General features: G+C 33.5%; 13 protein-coding genes. 4 read left to right on the top strand and 9 right to left on the bottom strand.

What is annotated here, in order from left to right:
- Positions 1 to 52: 52 nt before the first annotated feature.
- Positions 53 to 2,548, top strand: coding sequence for a sulfatase-like hydrolase/transferase (locus HM984_RS04895; protein WP_179348337.1), 2,496 nt, complete (start codon positions 53 to 55; stop codon positions 2,546 to 2,548).
- A gap of 249 nt (positions 2,549 to 2,797) precedes the next feature.
- Positions 2,798 to 5,371, top strand: a complete 2,574-nt coding sequence (locus HM984_RS04890) for a sulfatase-like hydrolase/transferase (RefSeq protein ID WP_179348336.1) — start codon at positions 2,798 to 2,800, stop codon at positions 5,369 to 5,371.
- A 28-nt stretch (positions 5,372 to 5,399) separates the two neighbouring features.
- Here HM984_RS04890 and HM984_RS04885 read toward each other — a convergent pair whose 3' ends face one another.
- The 4 genes from HM984_RS04885 to HM984_RS04870 form a co-directional block, all read right to left on the bottom strand.
- Positions 5,400 to 8,114, bottom strand: coding sequence for an outer membrane beta-barrel protein (locus HM984_RS04885; RefSeq protein WP_179348335.1), 2,715 nt, complete (start codon positions 8,112 to 8,114; stop codon positions 5,400 to 5,402).
- Between the two features lie 128 nt (positions 8,115 to 8,242).
- Positions 8,243 to 9,016, bottom strand: coding sequence for a T9SS type A sorting domain-containing protein (locus HM984_RS04880; protein ID WP_179348334.1), 774 nt, complete (start codon positions 9,014 to 9,016; stop codon positions 8,243 to 8,245).
- Between the two features lie 325 nt (positions 9,017 to 9,341).
- The gene (locus HM984_RS04875; protein ID WP_179348333.1) at positions 9,342 to 10,151 is read right to left on the bottom strand and encodes a T9SS type A sorting domain-containing protein; all 810 of its coding nucleotides are present in this window, start codon (positions 10,149 to 10,151) and stop codon (positions 9,342 to 9,344) included.
- Between the two features lie 170 nt (positions 10,152 to 10,321).
- A complete protein-coding gene (locus HM984_RS04870) occupies positions 10,322 to 12,235 on the bottom strand; it encodes a sulfatase (protein WP_179348332.1) in 1,914 nt (637 codons plus the stop codon).
- A 375-nt stretch (positions 12,236 to 12,610) separates the two neighbouring features.
- On the opposite strand from HM984_RS04870, the gene HM984_RS04865 reads away from it, so the two are divergent.
- Both HM984_RS04865 and HM984_RS04860 read left to right on the top strand, forming a co-directional pair.
- Positions 12,611 to 14,536 (top strand): T9SS type A sorting domain-containing protein, encoded by a 1,926-nt coding sequence (locus HM984_RS04865; RefSeq protein ID WP_179348331.1) that lies wholly within the window; start codon positions 12,611 to 12,613, stop codon positions 14,534 to 14,536.
- Between the two features lie 50 nt (positions 14,537 to 14,586).
- Positions 14,587 to 16,503 carry a phage tail-like protein gene (locus HM984_RS04860; RefSeq protein ID WP_179348330.1) on the top strand — a complete coding sequence of 639 codons (1,917 nt, stop codon included), beginning with the start codon at positions 14,587 to 14,589 and terminating at the stop codon, positions 16,501 to 16,503.
- 433 nt (positions 16,504 to 16,936) lie between these two features.
- Here HM984_RS04860 and HM984_RS04855 read toward each other — a convergent pair whose 3' ends face one another.
- The 5 genes from HM984_RS04855 to HM984_RS04835 form a co-directional block, all read right to left on the bottom strand.
- On the bottom strand, positions 16,937 to 17,290 hold the full coding sequence (locus tag HM984_RS04855) for a hypothetical protein (protein WP_179348329.1): 354 nt from the start codon (positions 17,288 to 17,290) through the stop codon (positions 16,937 to 16,939).
- A gap of 109 nt (positions 17,291 to 17,399) precedes the next feature.
- Positions 17,400 to 21,524, bottom strand: coding sequence for a hybrid sensor histidine kinase/response regulator transcription factor (locus tag HM984_RS04850; RefSeq protein ID WP_179348328.1), 4,125 nt, complete (start codon positions 21,522 to 21,524; stop codon positions 17,400 to 17,402).
- Between the two features lie 41 nt (positions 21,525 to 21,565).
- Positions 21,566 to 22,567 carry a class 1 fructose-bisphosphatase gene (fbp, locus tag HM984_RS04845; protein WP_115811262.1) on the bottom strand — a complete coding sequence of 334 codons (1,002 nt, stop codon included), beginning with the start codon at positions 22,565 to 22,567 and terminating at the stop codon, positions 21,566 to 21,568.
- Between the two features lie 18 nt (positions 22,568 to 22,585).
- Positions 22,586 to 23,896: an FGGY family carbohydrate kinase gene (locus HM984_RS04840; protein WP_179348327.1), complete on the bottom strand. Its 1,311-nt coding sequence runs from the start codon at positions 23,894 to 23,896 to the stop codon at positions 22,586 to 22,588.
- 66 nt (positions 23,897 to 23,962) lie between these two features.
- Entirely contained in the window at positions 23,963 to 25,750 is a 1,788-nt protein-coding gene (locus tag HM984_RS04835) for an L-fucose isomerase (RefSeq protein WP_179348326.1), read from the bottom strand.
- Between the last annotated feature and the right edge of the window lie 11 nt (positions 25,751 to 25,761).

The following is a 25,761-nucleotide window of genomic DNA, read 5'->3' as shown; positions in this document are numbered from 1 at the left end:
TTATAGCAGAAATGAACGCGCTATGAAATTTATCTTTATCAAAAACAATTTAATGATGAAAAACACAACACTACTTTATTTATTTAGTCTCTTTTTAATACCACAATTATATGCTCAAATTATTGATAGACCAAATGTCATAATTTTCTACGCAGATGATCTAGGTTGGCAAGACACTCAACTAAATGACGAAGGCGCTGTTGTACCATGGGAAACTCCGAACATGTTAAGTTTAGCAGCAGAAGGTGCTAATTTTTCTCAAGCCTACGCTCCTGCTCCTACTTGTGCTCCATCACGAAGCGCAATGATGAGTGGTCGTCACACCACGCAAACGCGAATGACTCATGTGTCTGGAGGACAGATTCCAGAAGTCAACGTTAACAATAATAGCAATAAGATGATTCACCCTTATTATAGAGGGAGGTTACACCTAGAAGAAACAACTATTGCAGAAGCTTTAAAACCTCAAGGTTATGTCTCTGGCCAAGTTGGTAAGTGGCACATGGCAGTGAAACACAATAGATTTCCTGAAGCAATAGATCAGGGATTTGATTCTCATTTTACAGGAAGAGGTATTGCTAATGGTATGGATGATAGAACTGTTAATTACGCAACAGCAGCTGTAGATGATCCGTTTATGATTGATGAAGATGGCAGACCTTATGATGACGTTACAGAAGAGGCATTGGCATTCTTAGAGCTTAATAATTCTGAACCATTTTTCTTATATATGGCGACATGGTTAGTACACGCACCTATACAAACCAGAGATTTAGCCTTATTAACTTACTATTGCGAAAAATTAGGCATTCCGGTACCTACTTCTGAAGCAAATATTACGACACCTGGACAAACCAATCCTTATTATGGAGCTATGGTTGCGTCTTTAGATTGGAGTTTAGGTAAAATTGTAGATTATTTAAAGGTAACAGATGATCCAAGACATCCAGGTAAAAAATTATATGAAACCACGTATATCATTTTCGCATCTGATAATGGTGGCGTGGAAAATGTTGGTCCAGAAATGGTTACCGATAATTTTCCGTTAGATAAAGGTAAAAAATATATTCAAGAAGGAGGTATTCGTACTCCACTGGTTATAACAGGTCCTGAGGTAGCTGTTGGAAATTACAACAATGTGGTATCGCATTTAGATTTTTTCCCTACCATTTTATCATTAACTAATACAACAGCAGATGCAAGTATTACCGATAAATTAGATGGTCTTGATTTATCTCCATTGTTAAAAAATGAATCTACTGTCGTAGAAGATGCTAGTGGAAGCGAACGAACTGATCTGTATTGGCATTTTCCACACAATCAAGATGACCAAATGCAATCGGCTATTCGAAGTAATGAATATAAACTATACAAAAATCATTTAGATGGATCTTACGAGCTTTATCAATTGTATAATACAGATGGAAGTAATCACGATTTAGAAGAAACAACAAATGTCATTAACACCGTTGATGCCACTACTGTGAATGGATTGATTACTAAATTAGAAACATTTTTACTAGCTAACAACGCGCGATATCCACAACGGAATGCAGATTACACTGGTTCTGATGCTCCATTAGAAAATCAAAATAATGTACCATCAATAGTTTCAACAACTTTTGATCAAGCTTCGCGTGTTGGAACAACGATTGTTACAACAGAACCAAGTCAGGCTGCCATTAGCACAGCCTATGTACTTTACAAAGAGAATGATGAAGAATGGTTTGAACTAGACGCTACCGTAAATGGAAATGTGATTACTGCTGATGTTCCAGATTCAGCGATTGGAATTGTATTCACGCTAATAGATGACAATAATTTTTTAATTATATCAGAAGAATTAGCAACCATTCCTTTAACGCAGATTACGCTTAATAGTTCTGATGTACTTCAACTTTTTAATCCTGGAACAGATCATTCTGAACTCATAGGAGCTACGACTATAAATGGTAATGCTAGTTATCTTCAAACGCGAACAGAAGGAGGAGGAGATGGCGCAAAATTTCTTGTAAAAGCTACAACTGGTACTTCAGTGATATGCAGTAGAATTACATTTGGCATAAGATCTCAAATAAATGATGAGGTAAGTTTTGATGTTACTATTGCAGGTGAAACGCAAAGTTTTAATTACACCAGCTTATCAAATACTGATGACGTTGAATTTGACTTTGATATTCCGGTGACCTTTACAAATACACCTCAAGAACTAGAAATTGCAACTACAGCACTTACAAATTCCGATGGCTTAACACCCCGATTTAGAGTTTATGATCTTACATTTCATATCGACGAATTCTTAGGAGTTGATGAGGTAGAAGCGAATAGCCAAAATCTAAAGGTATTCCCTAACCCTGTAACAGGCACTTTCAGTCTTTCAAAGGAAGTTGAATCTGGTGTGTTATATAATTTATATGGAGCAAAAGCATACGAATTTAATAATCAGTATCAAGATATAGACATTTCAAATCTAAAAACAGGTTTATACTTTTTACAAGTGATTCATAACGATGGTCGCAAATCAACGCTAAAACTATTAAAAGAATAAATCTTTTTTTAACAACTTACAAGCTGCTCTATAACATCATAGATATGATTTCTTTGATGTTAAAGGGCAGCTTCTTTGTTATAACCACATCCCCTAAAACCAATGGACTCATACGAGAAGTTAGATGACATAGGACGACAACAGCAACTTGGTCTATAAAAAGAAATGGTCGATTTAAGTAAATTTTTGGTGAATTATAGCAGAAGTGATTTCTTCATAAATTTTACCTTTACCTAAAATAAATTTATTATGAAAAACACTACATTGCTTTTTTTGTTCAGCTTACTTTTATTCCCACAAGTACATGGTCAAGTTATAGACAAGCCTAATATTGTTATTTTTTACGTAGATGATTTAGGTTGGCAAGATACGAATCTTAATAACCTAGGCGACCCTGTTCCTTGGGAAACCCCTAAGATGGAAGCTTTAGCTGCTGCTGGAGTTAAGTTTTCGCAAGCCTATTCTCCTGCACCAACCTGTGCTCCATCTAGAGCAGCAATGTTAAGTGGCAGACACCCTATTAAAACTAAAGTAACTCAAGTATCTGGTGGTGGTTTACCTATATTAAGGAATTCACAAGCTGATCGTAAAATGATAGGCCCTTATTTTCCAAAAAGATTAGATGTTAATGAGTACACTATAGCAGAAGCTTTAAGTACAAATGGATACCATACAGGCCATGTTGGTAAATGGCATGTTGATGGAGCCAATGGTTTTCCTGTAGCTGTAGACCAAGGCTTTGATACTGAATTTACAAGTAGAGGTGTAAACCAAAATATGGGTGATAGATATGATATTTCAAATTTTGGTGGGAATGATCCAAATTACCCTTTAGATGCTGATGGAATACCATATGATTCTGTTACAGATGAAGCTGTAGCGTATATGGAGAATAGAGTAGCTGCTAATGGAGGATCTGGTGAACCATTTTTCTTATATATGGCTACTTGGTTGGTGCATACTCCTATTCAAACTAGAGATCTACCAATGTTACAGGCTATAACGCAAACATTAGTTAATTCTGGTCAAATAGATCCTGCTGATGTTGGTCCAAATGGTATACCAACGGAAACGACACCTTTAACTGCTGCTGGAGAATATAATCCATTTTATGGCGCTATGGTGCAAACAGTAGATTGGAGTTTAGGTAAGCTAGTTGATTATTTACAAGCAACTAACGATCCTAGACATCCAGGTAAAACGTTATTCGAAACAACATATATTATATTTTCTTCAGATAATGGAGCTTCAGAACAAAATAATGCGGCTAATGGATTTGAAGTTGTAGCAGATAATTTCCCTTTAGATTTAGGAAAAACAAGTTCTAGAGAAGGTGGTATTCGTGTGCCGATGATAGTAACTGGGCCAGAGATTCCAGTAGCTGAATATAGCAATGTTGTTAATGGTTTAGATTTTTTTCCAACAATTTTATCTTTAACAGGAACAACTATAGCTAGCAATCTTTCTGATGATTTTGATGGTGCAGATTTAAGTGATTTACTAAAAGGAACTAATAGCATAGTAGAACAAACAAGAAATGGTGCAACCACCGAAAGAACAGATCTTTTTTGGCACTATCCTAATGCTTCTGATGAACGATCAAAATCATCTATTCGAAGAGGTAATTACAAATTATATAAAAATTATATTGACAATACTTACGAAGCATATCAACTGTATAATGGAGGAGATAATCTTGTAGATGTAGAGGAAACTATAAATGTTATAACTACGATGGATCAGACCTTAAAACAAGATATGATCGATACATTGGAAGGATATTTAGCAGATAATGATGCTAGATTTCCAGCATGGAACCCTGATTATGCAGAACCTGATGGTCCTTTAGAAAATCAACTTCTAGTACCTGCAATTAACGCAGTAACTTATGATGAAAATTCAGGTGTAGCAACTGCAATCATAGCCAATAGTTCAGGTGAAGCAGTAATTAGTTATGGTCATTTATTGTATAGAAAAAACGAACAAAATGAAGAATGGTTTGAAGCTGAAGCTGTCACTATAAACGATAATATAATAACGGCAAACGTACCTGATGATGCTTCTGGAATTGTGTTCAACTTAAGAGATGAAAATAATTTCTTAGTATTATCTGAAGAACTTGAGATTGTTAATATCACTAAAATTACACTTAATACTGTAGACGAAGTACAGTTGTTTGAACCTGAAGAATCAGATGTCTATGGTGAATTAATTGGTGGTGCCACAGCAAATTCGTCATTTATTCAAATGAGAACTGTAGGTGGTGGTGATGGATTTAATATTAACGTAAAAGCTGAACAATCGGTAGTTTGCGAAAAAATTGTATTTCATATAAGATCGCGTGAAGGAGATACCGCAAATTTTGATGTTACTATTGGCGATGAAACCCAAAGTTTTGAATATACAAGTACTAGAGATGCCGATGACTTGTATTACGAATATAACGTTCCTACTACATTTACTGAATCTGCTCAGACTATGGAAGTTTTAGTTACAGATCTCATCAATGCAGATAATGCACTTCCTCCAAGGTTTAGGGTTTATGATATTACTTTTCATTTAGATTTAGAGAGTTTAGGTGTAGATGATGTGGAAGACAACCTTCAAGACCTATTAGTGTTTCCTAATCCAGCGAAAGGTGTTTTTAGTCTAAATAAACCTGTAACATCTGGTGTATTGTATAATATACATGGTGCAAAGACTTTAGAGTTCAAGGATCAATATCAGAATATTGATATCTCTAGAATTAATTCAGGTTTATACTTTTTACAAGTAACCAATAAGGATGGTGATAGTAGCACTTTAAAGTTAATAAAGCAGTAACATTTAAACGCTACACTATTTAAGGCCCTTAACCTTTCTGTTGCTTTCGGCTACCGAGTCTATGGGTATAACTTAAAATAATGTAGCGTCCTAAACTTTCTGAAGTAGTTTCTTCAAAATAATTAGTGGTGCTTCGTCTTTCGAAATCCACATTTTCATCAAGTAAGTCTATTAAGACCAGTTTAAGACTATTATGGCTATTTCCAAATGTGTAGGAAATAGCCATATTCCATATAGGAAGTTCCAGATTAGTCGCAAATTGATTATCAGCATAAGAGAAATAATCAAATTGTGTATTAAAATTTAGATTCTCTATAAAATCATAATCTACAGCCGCAAAATAATGCTGCTTTTTATAAATACGATTAAGATCTTGTTCTATAGAAAATGACGTATTATTAACGCTGTAATTAGTCCCAATCTTTAAGTCCACAACATTCTTATTAGCATTCTCTAAAGACAATCCTACTGAGACATCTTTAGATTCCACATCGTTAAGTTGAAGGTTAATTAATGAGGTTGAAACATTATAAAAATTACTATTCTTTATAGCATAGCGAATTCCTAATCCTTTTATTTTTTTACTAAAATTAAAAAATGAGGTAAATCGTTTTCGCTCTCCACTATTGATATAGCTTCTTGTTTTTACAAAGTCGTCATCAATAGTAATATTTGGTATAATGGCGTCTGTAGAAAACTGATATCTAATTCTACTTGTAAAATTTAATGATGATTTGTAATTATATATATTGGCTATGATATTGAGATCATCAGTCTTTTCTGGTTTAAGATTCGGATTTCCCTTCCTTATATAAAACGGATTCAAATCATTAATAACTGTAGAGCTTTCCGCTGTACGAGGGCTACGTATTTTTTTGTTATAGACTAATCGGTATTTTACACCGTTCCGAGGCTTGTATTGCACCGTTGAAAATGGGTTGACGTAAAACTGACGACTATTAAAACCGTCTTCAGTAACCACACCGAACGATCTATCGAGCTCTTGAAGCTCAATACCTGTATAAACATTTAGCTTTTTAACACTGTAATTGTACCCCAATCGGTTTTGGTAACTGCTTTCCCTATTATTGTACTTAAATGTTATCAGCTCCTCCGCATTATCGTTAGCTACAGTTGTTTTAAGTTGATAAATGTCTTCATCTTGATTTAAGATCCTTACAGAAGAATGAAGTTTAAAATAATGATTATTACCTAAAGGTTCTGTGTATTTAATATTGAAATTGTACAATCCATTATTAAAGGTTTCGTCTCGTAAAGCAAAAATCTCTCTAACTGAAGGGGTATCCGTATTTATATTGTTAGTGACAAAAGTAGTCTGTTTATTATCCTTGGTTTGTCCGTTGATATTAGTATTAAATCCTACACTAAAACTACGACCAACCTTAGCTAATTTCTGATAGAAATTGATGTTAACGTTAAATGTTTTTTTAATGTTATTATTACTATAACTCTGACGATTGGACGTCACTAAGTCTCCATCTTCAGTAAAGTATAAACCGTCTCTGGTTGAATTTTGAACAACCGCATCCGATATTAAACGTCCTTTAATGGTGAGGCTGTTTGTACTTCTAGATTTGTTTTTATAATTGAAGTTAAAGTTGTGGTTTTTTGAAATTTTATCGAAACCATTATCGGCTTCAAAATCAAAATTATTTGTATTTGAAAAAGAAATCCGTTTAGAAAATGATGTTCCGCTATTATCTGATAGATTGTAAAAATAGTCGGCATTAAAAGATTCTTTATCTTTAAACTCATGACTAACATTGACCCCACCAACACCTGTTTCTAAATAACCGCTTAAACTTTTTGTTTTAGAAGCATTAGAAGTGTCGTCATCAGAGTCATCTGCAATACCATCTGCGTTTTCTAAAAATCCTTGAATGTTAGACCCTGTAATGTTGATATTATTGAATTTGCCAATAACAGCCAATTGCGTTTTGGGTGAAAATTTATTGTAGTTGAGATTCCCAAAATAACGACTGTCTAATCCTATACCTGCAGACGCTTTTCCGAAACCTTGATTCTTTCTCGATTTTTTCAAGGTGAAATTGATTACAATCTGTTTGTTGCCATCATCTACTCCGGTTAATTCTGCCTCATCACTTTTTTTATCTATTATTTCAACTTTTGCAATGGCATCTGCCGATAAGTTTTTTAATACAATGGCCGGGTCTCCACCAAAAAATTCTTTACCATCTACAAATATCTTTGTAACTTGGTTGCCCTGAGCGACAACTTTTCCATTAGATTCAATTTCTAAACCAGGTAACTTTTTTAAAAGTGTTTCGAGATTATCACTAGGATTCACTTTAAAAGAATTAGCATTAAAAGCAATCGTATCTTCTTTTATTTGAATGGGTATTACAGCAGATAACGTCACGGCATCTAACTCAAAAGCCTCTTCTTTAAGAATGATTTCACCTAAATCTATAGGTTTGTTGGTATAGTGAATAGGCTTAAAATGGGTAACATAACCCAAATACGAAAACTGTAATAAAAGCGAATCTTTTGGCGTATCTAGTATTACAAATTCGCCCTTAACATCAGTAAGGGTATAGTTAATAAATGTTGAATCTTTCTGTTTTAAGAGTGCTACGGAAACAAATTCTATCGGTGCTTTGTTTTCATCTATCACTATTCCTTTTATTGGTGGTACAGATTGACTAAATAGAATATTAGACAGAACCAAAAAGGCTGATATTAAAATTTTAGATAAATCCATATACTAGTTAAATCACTTAATTTTCATTTAATAAATCAAAAAAAAGGTAGCAATGTGAATTACTACCTTTCATTTTTAATATCATTGAGCAGGTTAAGATTTTGGACTTAGAATAAAGCTATATGCCTTTATTCTTTCACAATTCTTAACGTTTTAGAACCTAATTGTGTTTTGATATTTGCAATATAAACTCCTGTTGCTAAATCACTAATATCATAATTAGCTTCTTGCTTAAACGTTTTTAATAATTGCCCCGTAATACTATATAACTGTACACTATCGATACTGTTATTAGAATCTATTTGGAAGCCATTCTTTGCTGGGTTAGGATAAATTTTAACACTTGTTTCTTGTGTTTCAAAATCATCTACACTTAAAGCTACATTTGTAAATGTAACATTATAGAACCTAAATTTAGCGTCAGTAGCTGCATCTGTGATAATATCATTAACATCTAATGTTATCGTTGTAGGAACCGATGAAACAGTTACATTTTGAGAAAATGTTAAAGGATTAAATACCTCATAACCATCAAGATTGGCTGCAGCAGGATCACTTGGTAAACTAAATGAATCAGTTGTACCATTTACAGTAAAATCTACACTTCCAGAGTTACCATATAATTTTCTTATGTGGAATTTAATTGATGCTTCGAAGTCTGTTGAAGATGAAACCACATCAAAACTGATAGTTCCATTAACAAGTGCTGCATCAGTTATTGCTACATTAGCTCCAGATCCCGCCACTCCAAAAGTTCCACTTGTAAAATTTTGAGTATAATCTGTATCCGCCACTCTAACTTGTTGTGGAGTAGATTCCATTGGATCGAGTACTGTTGCTTGCCCAAAGGTAGTAAATGTAGCAAAAAGTAATGTTGCAGTAAAAAGTAATTGTTTTTTCATAATATATTAGTTTAAAAATTAGTTAGTCAAAGTTAATTATATCAAACAACTCTCCCTTGCTGAATTCACCCAAAAGCATTCTCATTTCTTGTAAAAACAAACAAATCCTATTGATAAACAACCAGTTAGATATTACACTAACCATTTACTATCGCTCAAAACTTTTATAGACCTAGCGAAGAGTAATTACCTTAATGTAGTAATTAGTCATTCAGTAATCCTTAAAAACGTACTTTATCATATTAAAGAAAAGCAAAAAAAATCCCTTAGTAAACTTTACTAAGGGACTCTTTTATTAAAATCAATTTAACGTAAATAGAATAGCTTACTCTTTTACAACTTTGATCGTTTTAGACCCTAATTGCGTCTTAATGTTTGCAATATAAATTCCAGTTGTTAAATCACTGATATCATAATTAGCTTCTTCACCAAATGTTTTTACTAAACGACCTGTGATATTATATAATTTTACACTTTCAATACTCTTATTAGAATTTATTTGAAAGCTGTTTGCTGTAGGATTTGGAGAAACACTAGCAACAATGCTATTAGCTGAAATTTCTTCAAAACTTAAAGAACCATTTCTTTCTAATATAACATTTTCTAATCTAAAAATAGATGTAGCCGTATTATCTACATTTAACATTTCGTCTAATGTTATAGTAACGGTTAAGGGAGATCCACTAACAAGAGAAATAATTGATCCAAATTCAATAGGTGCGTCTATTACTGCAGAAATATCAGTTCCATCAGACCCAAAAGAATAAGACATATTTGTGTATCCTGATACAGCAACTGTTCCACTTACACTACATCCTGGTCTTTTTGCCATATCTAAATTAAGTGTTGCGTTTATTGCAGTAGTTGAAGTCGTAGCTATGGTAAAACTCCATACACCAGTTGCTCCATTATCTGTAGGAGTATCAGACCTAACACCCATAAAATTATTATTAGATACTAATACACCTGTACCACCTACCGTAATAATACCTTCATCAAGATCATCTGAAGCTTGTTGTCCAACAGTAAAAGTCTGAAGATCATCTCCTGCTGCATCAAATGCTATTTCTGTTTGTGCTGACGCAAACGTTATAGCTCCTAGAAAAGCTAAAGTAAAAAGTAATTGTTTTTTCATAATATATAGTTTAAAATTTTAGTTAGTCAAATTTAGCCACTTTAATTGATATTCAGTTGCTTAAATCAACCAAAAACAGACTCATTCCCTGTAAAACAAAGTCTTTCATTCAGAAATACAGACAGTTACACTCATTATATTTTTTTAATTCTTTAATCTCGTGCAAATAATTAATTGTTCTTTAAAGCATAGTTAGAGTAGTTCTTTTTGTCGTTTTTAAGTGATTTTACAGTCGGCATTTCAGGGTAACTAACTAAGAAATTATGCGTATCAATAACATTAATAATGTAATGTGTTGTTCCCTTTGGTAAATTAGCTGTGATGGTTGCGTCAGCGTTTATTTTAGCATCAGCTTTAAACCATTCTTCATAACGATGTCCTCCATTGGTTGTATAAATTAAATTAGCGGTTACCACCTTAGCTCCATTTTCTTTAAATTTAAAAGTCACTTGGTTATTATCTTTTGATGCAGATATCACAGTCGGAACCGTTTCTTTATGCTCCATCTCACTTTTATAATACGGATTATACGATGGATAACTGGCCTTCATTTCGGTTAAAATAGAAGTCAACTGCGCGTTCATTTCCTTAATTTTTTCAGGATTTGATGTTGCTAAATTATTAGCCTCTTCAATATCTACACGTTCTGCGACTCCATTATTGGTGGTATATAATTTGTATAACTCAAATTCTGGTATTTTAGAATTATTTTTATAATCATAATTTCTAATAAATTTATAATCACCTACACGCAACGTACTTTGGTATGACGCATGCGGAAAATGCCACATCATCGTCGTTCTTTCGTTACCATTTTTATCTAAAACCAATTTAGAATCGGTAGGATCTTCTAGCAACAATGTCGCTAAATCTGCACCATCTAAATGCTTATCCTTAGGTTTTTCTATATCTAATAAAGATAAAATGGTTGGGTAAAAATCGAGTCCATTAACCACAACATCAGACTCCACTCCTTTCTTTATCCCAGGTCCTGATATTAATAAAGGTACTCTCGTTCCTCCTTCTTTAGCATTTATCTTTCCTTTATCTAAAGGATAATTATCGGTTACCACATCACCATGCGCGTTTTCCATACCTCCGTTATCCGAAGTAAAAATAATATAGGTGTTTTCACTTAATTTATGTCCAGGCCAACGGGGATCATCAGTGGTTTCTAAATAATTAAAAACTTGTCCGACGTAATAATCTAACATTTCTACCATGGCAGCATAGTAAGGGTTATTTTGTCCTTTTACATCCCAATGGTTAGGATCTGTTGGAAAAGGCACGCCCAATTTTTCACAATATTTTTCTAAAAGCGCTTTACTTCTTGTGTGAATTGGTGCGTGGACTAAAAATGTTGCGTAGTACAAGAAAAACGGATCTTGTTTATTCTCCTTTAAAAAAGTTAAAGCATCCTGACTATTTTGATGAAAAGGAAACCCATTCTCATCTAATCGGAACGGATCATCTGCTTTAGTCGTTGCAAAATCGGTTAAACGATGCGGTTTTTGTGGACTTGTTGCGCCACGATCTGCAGTAGACACATCAAACCCTTGATCTGTTGGTTGTGGAAAAGCAAAGTGATTAATAGCCATATGCCATTTTCCGGTATGTCCTGTAGTGTAACCTTTTTGCTGTAATACTCTCGCTAGAGTCATTTCGTTTTCGGGCATACGACCGCTATACCAAGGATCTATAATACGTTGCGAATTTTTATTACCATAAACCGTAGGAGGCGCACCACCTACCACGTGTGTCTTTTGGGCTCTGGCCGGATGCGTTCCGCTCATAATTGCACACCGACTGGGCGCACACGTCGGAGCCGGAGAGTACGCTTGCCAAAACTGAACTCCTTTTTTTGCTAAAGCGTCTAGGTTTGGGGTTTCATATGGAGATGGTTCGTCAATATCATAAACCTTTACATCTTGCCATCCTAAATCATCTGTAAGTAATAAAATAACATTAGGTTCTGGTCTAGAGGTAGCCTGTATTTTTTGGTTGACTACTTTTGAATTTTGTGCCGTACAGTTAAAACATAAAACACCAGCAACCACATAGGTGATAAGATCTTTATACTTCATTTCAATTTTATTAAATTCTGGCTTTATTCTTAAAAGCCTTCTGACTTATACATTTCTAAATTATTACGCTTTTAAGAATCCACTTTAAAACGTTTTAATGCTTCCGCTAAATAACAAAATTATAAAACTATACTATATCTGATATTGCCTTAAATGTTGCTTTAATCCATCAATTCATCATTTTACCAAAATTTGAAGCACCGAACACAAACAATACCTTTTTGAATTAACTAAAAATGAAATAATGGTGCTTTTACAATCTTATCGGTCTCAATATTAGGATATAATAGTTTAGATGGATTACAGTAAGAAGCTGACGGATTAGAGAAACTATAATAATAGACTACTAATTACCTTTATAAAAAATAAAAACGCATGATTAATAAAATTAATTTAATAGTTCTATTTTCATTTCTCTGCTTGAGCTCTATTACGGCGCAACAAACTTGGTATGAGAATTCAAGTAGTATCCAAAACATTAATTTTAATACTGCTACAGGCGGTACATTTATAACAAATGAAGCAAACCTGGAAATAAACGGATTAAACTCAAACACTACAGTTTCTAAATTTATAAGAAATGGGGAGGCCAATCCTACCATCAGTTTTGACTTAACGAATCCTATTACAGATTTATCTTCCTATACTATTTCTTTAAAAGCATATACAACTTTAGCAACCTCAGCTTTTAACTCCACAAATAATAGCATTCGATTGTCTTTAAGAAACTCTAGCCTTGGAGCTTCGGTTGTTACTTTTGATCAATCATTATTTACAGAAGGAGACACATGGGAATCTTTTACTTTCAATTTTGACGGAATAACCATTTCGACTGCGGTTATTTTAGCAGGAGGTTATGACCAAATAGTTATAGAATTAGCTTCTGAAGATGAAACAGCATTAACCTCAACCTATTACATTGATACTATTTCAGGATATTCTGAACAAACCGTACCACTAGCCGCAATTCTATCCGGATCTTGGGGTGTAAGATTTAATTTACATGGTGGTATTAGATTAGATAATGACAGCGATTATGACTGGATTGGTGGTGCGCAGGAGATTGTAAATAATTTACCAGATGTAGGGCATATTATTACCAATTTTACACATCCAGCACATGGTTACTTTTATACTTTAAGAGATAATCCTTATGTAGATATTGCTAATGAAATTCACCCTGGCATGGTGCCTTCGTTAGAAAATGAGCAAATCATACTCGATGTTATTGATGTTTTTAAGAATGCAGGAAAAAAAGTAATTCTCTATGTAAATGGAGCAGGACCATCAAGAATTCAAGGTAATGTTGATGCCACCGAAGCAGGAATTGTCGTTGGATGGGAAAATTATTACACTACTAATTTTGCTGGAGATGAAGGTCTAGCATGGCAAACTTTAGCTAGAGGCTTTTTTGAACGATTTAACGGATTGGTTGATGGGTATTGGATAGATAATGTTTCTAATTTACCAGGCGATTTAAATGCTTTTATCGCTATGATTAGAGAAGTTGATCCAGATGCGGCTATTGCTACCAACATTACCAAATCGTATGTAAAGAATGAAGATGGAGACAATATATTAGTAGATTCTGATGGCATAAATGATGAAAACCCTACAGATTATAAAGTGTTCTTTTTAGAAGCAAATGATCCTTATATGGATTTTACAGCCGGGCACCCGACACCATTAGGACAAGGAGCACCACCAAACTCTTGGGCATACGAAGAATTTTCTTTTCCTTTAATTACTGAAAACTCGTGGTCTTCTTACGATGGCAGTAAACTAGCATTAAAACATTACTTTGCACCTATTAGACAGCAATGGAGCGTTGCTAGTGCCAATTTAATTTTTGAAACGGAACAAGCTTACCGTTTTGTAAGAACTTTTACAGATGCAGGGGCAGCTATAACGTTGAGTACAACCATTACCGATGGTTTAATTACGGCAGATGAAATGGTTATAATGCAAGACATAAATGATAGAATGGTACAATTACCAAAACCAGATTACGAACCCTATGTGAGACCAGAAGGAGCTTTCTTAGTAGGAGAAACATTAAGTATTGACTCTAATGAAGATTTTAATAAGCTTACTTTATTTCCAAATCCAGTAAAGCAAAATTTTAAATTATCAAAAGAAATCGCTTCTGCAATTATTTATAACACTACAGGACAGAAAGTTTTAGAATTTAAAAGCCATCAAGCGTCTTTTGATGTTTCACTACTAAATAAAGGAGTTTATTTTCTAAAAGCGTATTCAGAACATAGTGAAATTCAAGTTTTCAAATTTATAAAGCAATAAAGATGTAGTCCATATTAATAAAAATAACATACATAAACCTCCCTCATAATATGAAAAACAAATTAGTTAAAGTAAGAGAAGTGCATCATAGAAATATTGTTTTTTATGCGTTGTTAATTATGGTCTCTTTTTCTTACGCACAAGTTGGTGTTGGCAACACAGATCCAAAAGCCTCTCTAGATATTACCGCATCTAACCAAGCGACACCTTCTAATACAGATGGTATCTTAATACCAAGAATTAACGCTTTCCCCGTAACAAGTCCTACTGCTGCACAAGATGGAATGCTTGTTTACCTTACCACAACGGTTGGTTTAAATTCTAAAGGATTTTATCATTGGGATCAAGCAACAACAAGTTGGATTAGATTTTCAAGTATTGAAAAACTGAACGACCTTTCTGATGCAAAATCAGATGTCGATGGTTCTGAAGATGGTTCTTCTATTTTTATTGGTATAGATGCTGGTGTAAATGATGATGCCACTGACAATAATAATGTTGGCGTAGGTTATAAATCATTAGAATTGAATGTCGATGGAAATCATAATTCTGCTTTCGGTTATGCCACTTTATCAAAAAGTACTGTGAGTAATAACTCGGCTTTTGGATTTTCAGCATTAGAAAATAATACCTTAGGAGTAGGAAATTCCGCTTTCGGAAAAAGAGCTTTAGAAGCAAACACTATTGCAAATCAAAACACAGCAATGGGTGCGGATGCCTTAAGAAAAAACACAGGTAGTACTAATACAGCGATTGGAAACGGTGCAATGTTTGAAAATACCTTAGGTTCAGACAACGTAGCAGTAGGTAATTTGGCTTTGACCTCTAATAAAACTGGAAACGGCAATACAGCAGTTGGTACGGCAGCTTTAAATAGTAATACAGCGGATCAAACTACTGCGGTAGGTTATCATGCTTTGTATAAAAACCTAGACGGAACGAATAATACAGGTGTAGGTTACGAAGCACTAAATGAAAATGTTAATGGTAGCAATAATTCTGCATTTGGTTATGGGGCGCTTAAATCTAACACAAGCGGTAATAATTCCGCATTTGGATCTAATGCTTTAGGTCTTGTTACATCTGGAGTTAATAATGTCGCTGTGGGTACCTTCTCAGGAAGTCAACTTATTACTGGTGGCTCCAATGTATTTGTTGGTCATAATTCTGGTCGAAGTGCTACTGGCGACGAGAATGTGTTTATCGGTAAAAATACAGGTCGAAATACTACAGGTAGCTCTAACGTTTTTATTGGTAATAATGCGGGCTTAGATAGTAGTTTTGGCTCAGCTGAGAATACGTTAGTCATTCAAAATTCAAGCAGTGATACACCACTAATTTACGGGGAGTTTAATAACAATATATTTAGAGTAAACGGAGAGGTACAAGTAGCAGACCCTAGTGATACTGGTTATGCATTTCCAAAAGTAGATGGTACTGCAAATCAAATTTTAGTTACTGATGGTACTGGTCAATTAACTTTTGAGGATCAACAAACCATACCTGTTGTGGCAGATGTTTCTACGTTTTCTTTAATTACGACAACATTCGACCCGGCTGGTGCAGCTCAAACGATAGCAGGAGGAACACCATGGGTAAAAATCAATTTTAATAATGTCACTCTAAACGCAACAGGTTCTACCGAGCTTAGTTCTGGCAGTCAATTTATTGCCAGTACTGCTGGATTCTATAGAATAAACGCGAGCTATCATACAGATAATTCACAAGCTAATACAGATTACTTTGGAATTGCAGTTGTTAAAAATGGTACTGATTTTGTTCAAGAGTTTTCTGCAAATCACTATAACAATGTAACAAATCCAAGCCAAGTTGCTAGACAAATATCGTCAGTAGTAGAATTAACGATTGGAGACACTATAGAAATCCAGGCTCAGAGTTCTGCTACCGGCGCAGTAATTAACAAGTTTACTGGCAAAACATATTTTACAATTGAACGTATTAGATAAAACGTAATAAAAATGCTTTCTAAAATAGCTTCTTGGTCTTCAAGAAGCTATTTTTTTTTATAGATATGTACAGAGAATTACTTTTCTAATTACATACTGAATTTATTGACTATTATAGAATGTAAATCCATATTTACAACGACCAACATTGAGTTTTATGTAGTTTAACTGTACCGTAGAACGCAATAAAAGTATAAGGCCACAGTATATTCATTTTAATTGCTACATAACAGGAAACGGCTTAAAATAACTCATAGAAGATATGATTCATTATAGTCACTTTTTTAATCTTTACCGTGCAAAAAACAAATGCCCTTTAAAAGTACTGAATACTTTTAAAGGGCATTAGAATTTAATTTAGGCTTATTTTAGATAGAGTACATTTAATCTATATAAAAACGATCTATGGTATAGTCCCTAAACACGAAAGAATTTAATTCCTCTTTTTCTTCTTTTTAGCTTTATTCTTTTTAGAAGCAGCTTTTATTTCTTTAGCACGCTCTTTACCAAAGGCACTATTAAGACCTTTAGAAAACTCCTTATTGTTTTCTTTTCTTTTAGCCTTTAACTCTTCTGAACCTTTTTCATATTTTCCATTAATTTCAGATATAGCATTAGCATGAGCTGTCTTTAACGTAATTAAAGTTGCCTTTTCTTCGTCTGTAAGTGTTATTTTACTTTCAACAGTCTCTATGTATGCATTTACTTTTTTGTCTGTGTTCTTTTGTGCAAATAATGAACTTGTTAATGCGATTGTAAATACCAATAGTAATATTGTTTTTTTCATAATTTTAAAATGATTTAATAATTAATTAATTGTTTGAGTAACAAACTTAATTTATATCTATTATAATGGCATTCTTTTTTATATCATTTAGTTGCTGAAAACAATCATTTTATCGTTTAGAGTACTCGGAAGGCGATACTCCATGGAGTTTTTTAAATGAGGTAGAAAAATAAGAGTTAGACTCTATACCTATTTGGTACATTACCTCAGCAACATTAAAACCACTATTACTATCTAATAACTCTGCTGCCCTTTGCAATCTAAAATTACGTAAATAAGCATTTGGAACCTGCCCCGTCAATTGCTTTAATTTTCTATAGAAATGAGAAGAACTTAAACCTGCTTCTGTAGACAATTCTTCTACTCCAAAATTTGAATTCGATAAGTTTTTCTCTATTATTTCTGTGATATTTTCTAAAAACTCTAAATCCCTTTTAGAAAACCCTAACTCCTTTTTGTCTTTAGGAGGCAAACTATTTTTAGAGAAATAATCTTTTATCTTCTCGTTATTTTCAATGAGTTTTTTCAGTCGAAGCTCTAAGTGTTTTAAAGAAAATGGCTTACTTATATATTCATCAGCTCCAAATTCTAAACCTTTAATTAAATCCACGTTATCTCCCAAAGCCGTTAATAACAATACGGGTAGCTGACAAGTTTCCGGATTAGCTTTGATGCGTTTACACAATTCAAAGCCATCCATTTCTGGCATCATTACATCACTTATAATAGTACTGAATTCTGTTTTCTTAATTTCTTCTAATGCTTCTACTCCATTATTTGCGATGGTGATATTGTATTTATCAGATAATGCATTATTAAGAAAATCCTGGATATCTAATTCGTTTTCTACAACTAAAACATTATGTTGTTTCTCGCTCTTTTTGCTATTATTGGTCTCTTCTATAGCGTTGCCCTGCAGGGGCACCCAATTTTTTATAAATGATTTCTTTGCATCATTACCTTCAATGTTAACTTCTTCAATCGTTGAAGAAGGGATCACAACTGTAAAACGGGTTTCTTTATTTGGCTTACTTTTTACAGAAATACGACCATCAAATAATTCTACTAACGATTTACAAAAGGATAATCCAATACCTCCTCCACTAACATTACCATCTTGATTCCCTAATTGATAAAATCGTTCAAAAATATTATTTAAACTTTCTTTCGGAATCCCTTTACCGGTATCGATAACATCAATTTTTATGTTTTTTACATCGTCTTCAAAAACAATAGACGCATCAATGCTAATAGTACCTTGCACTGGTGTGTTTTTAAACGCGTTAGAAAGTAAGTTAAAAAGTATTCGTTCTAATTTTTCTACATCAATAACAATCTCTTCATTTGGAGAATTTATTTTATAATAAAAATTAATGTTCTTTTCTAAGGCATAATTTTCAAAAGCCTCTGTTGTTGGATATAAGAAATCCCCCAAAGTAGATTTTGCAAAGTTTAAATTTAAATACCCTTGTTCTGCTTGTCTAAAGGTGATTAACTGATCTATTAAACTCAAAAGACGATGCGTATTTCTTTTAATGATAGCCAAGAATTTTTCACTTTCTGGGTTGGTATTATTATCAATAACTCTATCTAACGGACCAGAAATTAAGGTTAAAGGTGTTCTAAACTCATGAGACAAATTGGTAAAATATTTAAATTTACCTTGGTTAATGACTTCCATCCTGTCTTTGTCTAATTGCTCATAAATTAATTTTTGTTTTAATTTTTCGTGCTGAACAAAATAGAAAACAATCCCAACACCAATGCCTAAAAATATAATAACTAGTAAGGTGTAACTCCACCACGTTTGGTACCAAAGTGGCAAAACAATTAAGGTCAACGTTTTGTTTGAAGTACTCCAAACACCATCACCATTGGCTGATTTTACTTTTAAGGTGTAAGTCCCTGCGGATAAATTAGTGTATGTAATTCCCGATTTACCTTCATCTGTTTCTACCCAATCCTTGTTAAAACCATCTAATTTATATGCTATTTTATTTTTTGCTGGCGCAGACGTGTGTTCCGCAACTAAGTTAAAGGAAATAATACGTTGACTTTTAGAAACGGTTATCGTATCTGTTTCTGAAATCGCTTTTTTAAGAATTATGATGTCATTTAATTTTTCACCTATATTCACAGGTTTATTATTAATTAAAAGCGATGTAATTAAAACTCTTGGAGGTTGTCTATTTAAAGATATTTTCTGTGGATCGAAAACGGTTAAACCATTTAAACCTCCAAAATACATATAACCTGACGCTCCTAAAGCATAAGCTGATTGTCTAAAATTATTTTGAATTAAGCCGTCACTTACATCAAAAACATTGACTTTGCTCGTTTCTTTATTAAATCGCACCAACCCCATATCTGTGCTAATCCATAAATTAGCACTGTTCTTTTGTGGTAAAATTCCATAGATTACATCATCGGGTAAAATATCATTTTTACGGAAGTACTCAATATTTAAAGGATTGCTATCACTGTCTAATGTTAACTTATTTAAACCACCACCAAACGTACCAATCCACATAATCTTATTATCATCTTCATGAAGCGAAAAAATACTATTGTAACTTAGTTTACTACCACCTGTTTTAGTATCGTTATACTCTCTTACAATTTCAATTTTACCATCTCTATATCGGCATTGTAGTAAACCATCATCGGTGCCAAACCACAATTGATTGTTACTATCTTGCAAGAAGGACTGCACTCTATTGGCAGCGATTTTTAAGCTGAATTTAATAGTCAGTTTAGGTTGCCTAGTATTATCGATGTCATTCCAAGGATTTTCTAAAACCACAATTCTATTCCCTGCTAAAACAATATCTGTATCATTAATTTGCGCGATTTTTCGGGTTAAGAATAAGGACGCTTTCCCATTTCTAGATAAAAGTTGAATTTCCTTAAAATCCTTTCTTACCGGACTGTAAACAATGACCTTCTTATCTGTACCAAACCAAATATAATTTTTCTCATCTTGATAAATACATCGTATAACATCCGTGTTTTCAATAGGTAATTTACTTTGTAAATCTTCGTATTGAATCTTATCTATATTGTCTTCTGTGACGGCATCTATACTTCTAAATAGTTTTTTATTGTAACCAGAAATCCAAATCTTACCTGTATTGTCTTCTAAAATTGAAGTGATTAAATTATCTCCGATTGAAAACGCATCGTAAGGATTGTTAGTGTATGCATAAAAGGGTTTTTGAAAAAGGTCTAATTTATTAATACCACCTTGTGCCGTACCAACCCAAAGCACATCAAAAGTATCTTGATAGACGGCATTAATTTGATGACTACTAATGGTGTTTTTATTCTTTGAATCATAATTAAAATGTTTAAAAGAATTTAGAATTGGATTAAATTTATAGAGCCCATCGCCTGTTGTTCCAATCCAAATGGCATTATCATTATCATTGAAAAGACTATTCACATAAAACGCAGAGTCTTCATTTGGAACCTTTATTTTCTTAACTAAATAATTGGCATTAGCGTCTAAATTAGAACTATATAAACCCTTTGTTGTACCAATCCAAAAAATGTTATCCACTTTTATGATTTCAGTGATTTCTTTATCCTTAAAAAAATCAAAATCATCTACAGCTGGAAGTTCAGATTTTAATATTGGACTTTCAGATTGGTATTTTACTATTTTTAAACCATCTGTTGTTCCTAAAATAATTGAAGATTTAAGGCCAAATGTAAACGTGTTAATTTCTAGAGTTTCATCCTTAAAATCCAAAACATTTTCAGACACTTCAAAAACACCATTATTAACGTCTGTTAACTTGCATCGTATTAATTGCTTTGAAGACGTTATCCATACATAACCGTCATTTTTAGTATCAATCTTATTAACATCTATATTGTAGTTTATCGGAACTGTAAAAAAACGTTCTAACCAAGGCACGTAGATATTAACACCAACGTTAGTGCCTATCCAAAGAATACCATCCTTATCGTTGAATAAATAGGTAATATTATTACTAGAAATGGCTTGTTCCCCCTTAGATTGGGTACTAAATGTTTTAAATTCATAGCCATCATAACGGATTAAGCCATTTGGAGTGGCATACCATAAAAATCCATATTTATCTTGTTCTATGGCATTAACAGTATTTTGATTGAATCCCTCTTTATTAGAAATTCTTTCAAAGTTTTGAGAATAAGCTTGTTCAGTAGAGAGTGTAATTACAACACAAAGAAAGCATATAATTCTAAGCATGTTATATATTTAGTTTGACACAAGAATATACGGATTTTAATCTATTGCCTAATAAATTCAAGTAATTTTTTTATCATAGAAGGACTTCCACAATAAAATGGTGCCCGCTCATGAATATGAGTGGGTACTATATCTAATGTACTTTGCTCTCCATCGGTAGCTATACCGCTCGCTTGCTCTGTTAAAAATGCCATGGGATTACATTCGTAAAGTAATCTGAGTTTTCCATCGGTATTAACAGTACTATTTGGGTATAAATAGATTCCTCCTTTTATCATGTTTCTATGAAAATCGGAAACTAAAGAACCAATATAGCGTTGTGAATACGGTCTATCTCCGTCAACTTCCTGACAGTATTTTATGTATTTCTTTACTGTTTCTGGAAAATGACTATAATTTCCCTGATTGACGGAATATATAGCACCATTTTCTGGAAATTTCATATCTGGATGCGAAAGGTAAAAAGATCCAATGGCCGGATTAAGCGTAAAGCCATTAACACCATCTCCTGTGGTATACACCAACATGGTAGACGTACCATACACAATATAGCCTGCTGCAACTTGGTTTCTGCCTGGTTGTAAAAAGTCTTTTTCTTCTACAGGAGTACCTGTCGGAGTTAATCTCCTATAAATTGAAAAAATAGTCCCAACAGACACATTCACATCAATATTAGAAGAACCATCCAAAGGATCCATCAATACGACATACTTCCCATTTGATTCTTTATCGCGCCCTTCAATGGTTATAAATTCATCGTTCTCTTCTGAAACAATACCACAAACAATATTTCTATTCTTTAAAGATTGTATAAATGTTTTATTCGCAAATACATCTAATTTTTGTTGATGTTCTCCTTGAACATTAACATCACCAGAATCGCCAAAAAGATCTACTAAACCCGCTTTATTCACCTCATGATTCACCACTTTTGCAGCCAAACGCAATGCGTTTAAAAGACTAGATAGTTCTCCACTAGAAAAGGGAAACGAAGCTTGATTTTTTATAATAAATTCTCCTAAAGTAGTTTTTTGATGACTCATAATAGTTGCTTTATTTTTTTAGATATATGATTTCATCATCAATGCAGCACCTAAAGCACTTTCATTTTTACAATCAGAAATTTTTATTTCGATATCATTTTTTAACAGCTTTAAGAACGCAATAAATATTAGGTTTTTATTAAACCCACCAGAAATATAAATGTCTTTAATCACAGAATTTTCATCAGAAATTAAATTAATACCTTGAATTACTTTTTTACTAATTTCAAAAACCAATTGGTAATAAGCTGCTTCGTAATTGTTATAATTGGTTAATAAATACGGATGTGCTTCAAAATCACTATCAATCCCTTCCGCTAAAAATACGCGTGCATTCGCATTAATGAGTTCATTACACAACGCTTCATTTAACTCTAATTGTAAATGTGTATCGATGTCTACTTTAAAATACGTACTTAAAGCAGCGATATAAACTTCATGTATTTTTCCAAGAAACTGCATAGACGATTTTATCTGCTGTTTCTGTGGAGTCATAAAACACAAACAGTTATTTTTTAATTGGTGTTGTGTTAAGGTTTCCTTGCTAAAAGGATTCATGGCTATAATCCAAGTTCCTGTAGATAGTAAAATAAATTCGTTGTCTTTTTCTGTTTCTAATAACGGAATAATAGACGCCGAACTATCATGTAATCCTGTTCCAATAGCAATTTCTTCACCATTAAAAGTGCTTACTATGGCCTCTTTACCATTTTGTGGTGTCGGTAAATTTAATTTATAATCAGAAACCCATTTATGATACTGCATCGTATCAAAATCCCAGGTCGCTGTATGTGCGCCTACAGACGTAAAATCTGCAGTTACTTTTTTGGTAAAAAGATAACTTAGGTATTGAGGGTAATGTAAAATCGTATCTACCTTATTCCAAAATTCTGGTTTCTCTTTTTGTAGTTTTAAAATTTGAAGTCCTGTATTTAACATGCCATAAGCGGGAGATGCTGTTTTTCTAGAAAACTCTTCCTGCCCTCCATTAGCATCATAAAACTCATGATACGTGTCTAAACTTAACGGCTTTAAATAATTATATAAAGGTGTAATTCTATTGCCGTGATCATCTAAATAAATAAGACTAGCACCATGGGTAGAAAAATTAATAGCCTTTATAGCATAGTCACCTTCAGCTTGTATTCTTTTTATCTCATTTTGAATCCAGTTTTCTATAGATTCGATATCATCACAAGGATAACCGTCTTCATCAGCAACTTCATCAAAGCGTGTTGCATTTCTGTATACGACGTCAAACTCTTCATTAAACAAGAGTATTTTTTTATTTGTTTTCCCTATATCAATTACAGCAATTACATTCACCATCACAGTTCAAAATTAAAAAAAGGGTGTTTGATTTTTAAAGCCAAACACCCTTTTGAATTATTCTAATTAATCTTTAAATCCGTATAACGGACCATAATTTTCACAAGCTCTATAATCAGCTCCTTCTAAGCCTTCTCCAAAAGCAGACCATGCACTTGGTCTAAATACGTCGTCTTCACTAACATTATGCATGTTAACAGGAATACGTAACATTGAAGCTAAAGAAATTAAATCGGCACCAATATGTCCATGAGAAATCGCACCGTGGTTGGCTCCCCATTTTGCCATTACAGTATAGACATCTTTAAAGAAACCTGTTCCTGTTGTTCTTGGTACAAACCATGTTGTTGGCCAAGTTGGGTTTGTTCTTTCATTTAAAGTTTCGTGAACATCCTCTGGCAATTCAACACTCCATCCTTCTACAATTTGTAAAACGGGTCCAATCCCTTTTACAAGATTAATTCTACACATTGTTAATGGAATAGTCCCTTTTGTTTTAAATTGAGAAGAGAATCCTCCACCTCTAAAATATTCAGCGATTGCTGCTGGCCATTTTGTGTTATCTAAACATTTTTGTACTTCTTCTTCTGTAATATCCCAAAATGGTTTCATTGTAGGATTACCATCAGCATCTGTTTGTTGTGCTGTTGCATCTAAAGTTGTAGAACCAGAATTGATTAAGTGAATAATTCCATTCTCTGCAATACCAGTTAATTTTTTACCAGTCACACGCTCTACAGACTCAGGACTCCAGTACGTACGGACATCAGAGAACAATTGCGCCTTATTCGTTAACAGGTGGCCAAACAACATAGAAATAGCGTTTAAACAATCATTTTCTGTTGCGAATGTGTACGCTTGACGAACACCATTCCAGTCAAAAGATGAATTTAAAATAGATTCCGTATAATCCGCGTTTGGTTGGTAATCTGTCCACTGACGTTGTCCTTGGAAACCTCCCATAATAGCATTTCTACCTTTAGATTCTTCACCGAATCCCATGTCTTTCAACTTAGGGTTTCCGTTCATTAAATCTTTACAGATTAAAGTCATTTTCACAACTTTTTCCCATTCAGCATCTTTTACTTCTGCTGATTTCTGTGTTTCAGGTGTATTATAATCTTTTCCTTCTTTACAGTTTTCTTTCGTCCAAGCTAATGCTTTTTCGAATTCGTCATGGTCATAAATACCTTCATCAATACGTCTTAAAAGCTCTACAGACTCTACAAACTCAGCTCTTACACCTAAGTAATCTTGTAAAAAATTGACATCTACCATAGAACCTGCAATACCCATTGAACTGTATCCTATAGATAAATAAGATTTACCTTTCATTTGAGCCACTGCTAAAGCCCCTTTTGTAAAACGTAATATTTTTTCAGATACATCTTGAGGAATCGTTTGGTCACCACCATCTTGCACTTCTTTACCATAAATTCCAAACGCTGGTAATCCCTTTTGAGAATAACCTGCCAATGCTGCTGCTAAATACACAGCACCTGGTCTTTCAGTTCCGTTGAAACCCCAAACTGCTTTAGGTGTTAAAGGGTCAGTGTCCATAACTTCTGTTCCATAACACCAACAAGGCGTTACTGTTAATGACACTTCAACTCCTTCTCTTTTAAACTTATCGGCACAAGCTGCTGCATCTGCAACACCACCAATAGTAGTATCTGCAATAACAACCTCTACTTTTTCTCCACTTGGAAAACGTAACGTATCTTCTATTAATTTAGCTGCTGCTCTAGCCATGTCCATAGTTTGAACTTCTAAAGACTCTCTTACACCTAATTCACGTCCATCAATCACCGGACGAATTCCTACTTTTGGTAGTCTACCTATTAATCTACTCATGATTATATTTT

This window comes from Winogradskyella pacifica (genome assembly GCF_013403915.1).
Taxonomy (GTDB): domain Bacteria; phylum Bacteroidota; class Bacteroidia; order Flavobacteriales; family Flavobacteriaceae; genus Winogradskyella; species Winogradskyella pacifica.
This window is presented reverse-complemented; position numbering and strand designations above follow the sequence as displayed.

What these genes read in the sequence shown, in the direction of transcription:
- HM984_RS04895 (WP_179348337.1), top strand. Translation starts at nt 53, where the DNA reads ATGATGAAAAACACAACACTACTTTATTTATTTAGTCTCTTTTTAATA.
- HM984_RS04890 (WP_179348336.1), top strand. Translation starts at nt 2,798, where the DNA reads ATGAAAAACACTACATTGCTTTTTTTGTTCAGCTTACTTTTATTCCCA.
- HM984_RS04885 (WP_179348335.1), bottom strand. Translation starts at nt 8,114, where the DNA reads ATGGATTTATCTAAAATTTTAATATCAGCCTTTTTGGTTCTGTCTAAT.
- HM984_RS04880 (WP_179348334.1), bottom strand. Translation starts at nt 9,016, where the DNA reads ATGAAAAAACAATTACTTTTTACTGCAACATTACTTTTTGCTACATTT.
- HM984_RS04875 (WP_179348333.1), bottom strand. Translation starts at nt 10,151, where the DNA reads ATGAAAAAACAATTACTTTTTACTTTAGCTTTTCTAGGAGCTATAACG.
- HM984_RS04870 (WP_179348332.1), bottom strand. Translation starts at nt 12,235, where the DNA reads ATGAAGTATAAAGATCTTATCACCTATGTGGTTGCTGGTGTTTTATGT.
- HM984_RS04865 (WP_179348331.1), top strand. Translation starts at nt 12,611, where the DNA reads ATGATTAATAAAATTAATTTAATAGTTCTATTTTCATTTCTCTGCTTG.
- HM984_RS04860 (WP_179348330.1), top strand. Translation starts at nt 14,587, where the DNA reads ATGAAAAACAAATTAGTTAAAGTAAGAGAAGTGCATCATAGAAATATT.
- HM984_RS04855 (WP_179348329.1), bottom strand. Translation starts at nt 17,290, where the DNA reads ATGAAAAAAACAATATTACTATTGGTATTTACAATCGCATTAACAAGT.
- HM984_RS04850 (WP_179348328.1), bottom strand. Translation starts at nt 21,524, where the DNA reads ATGCTTAGAATTATATGCTTTCTTTGTGTTGTAATTACACTCTCTACT.
- fbp (WP_115811262.1), bottom strand. Translation starts at nt 22,567, where the DNA reads ATGAGTCATCAAAAAACTACTTTAGGAGAATTTATTATAAAAAATCAA.
- HM984_RS04840 (WP_179348327.1), bottom strand. Translation starts at nt 23,896, where the DNA reads ATGGTGAATGTAATTGCTGTAATTGATATAGGGAAAACAAATAAAAAA.
- HM984_RS04835 (WP_179348326.1), bottom strand. Translation starts at nt 25,750, where the DNA reads ATGAGTAGATTAATAGGTAGACTACCAAAAGTAGGAATTCGTCCGGTG.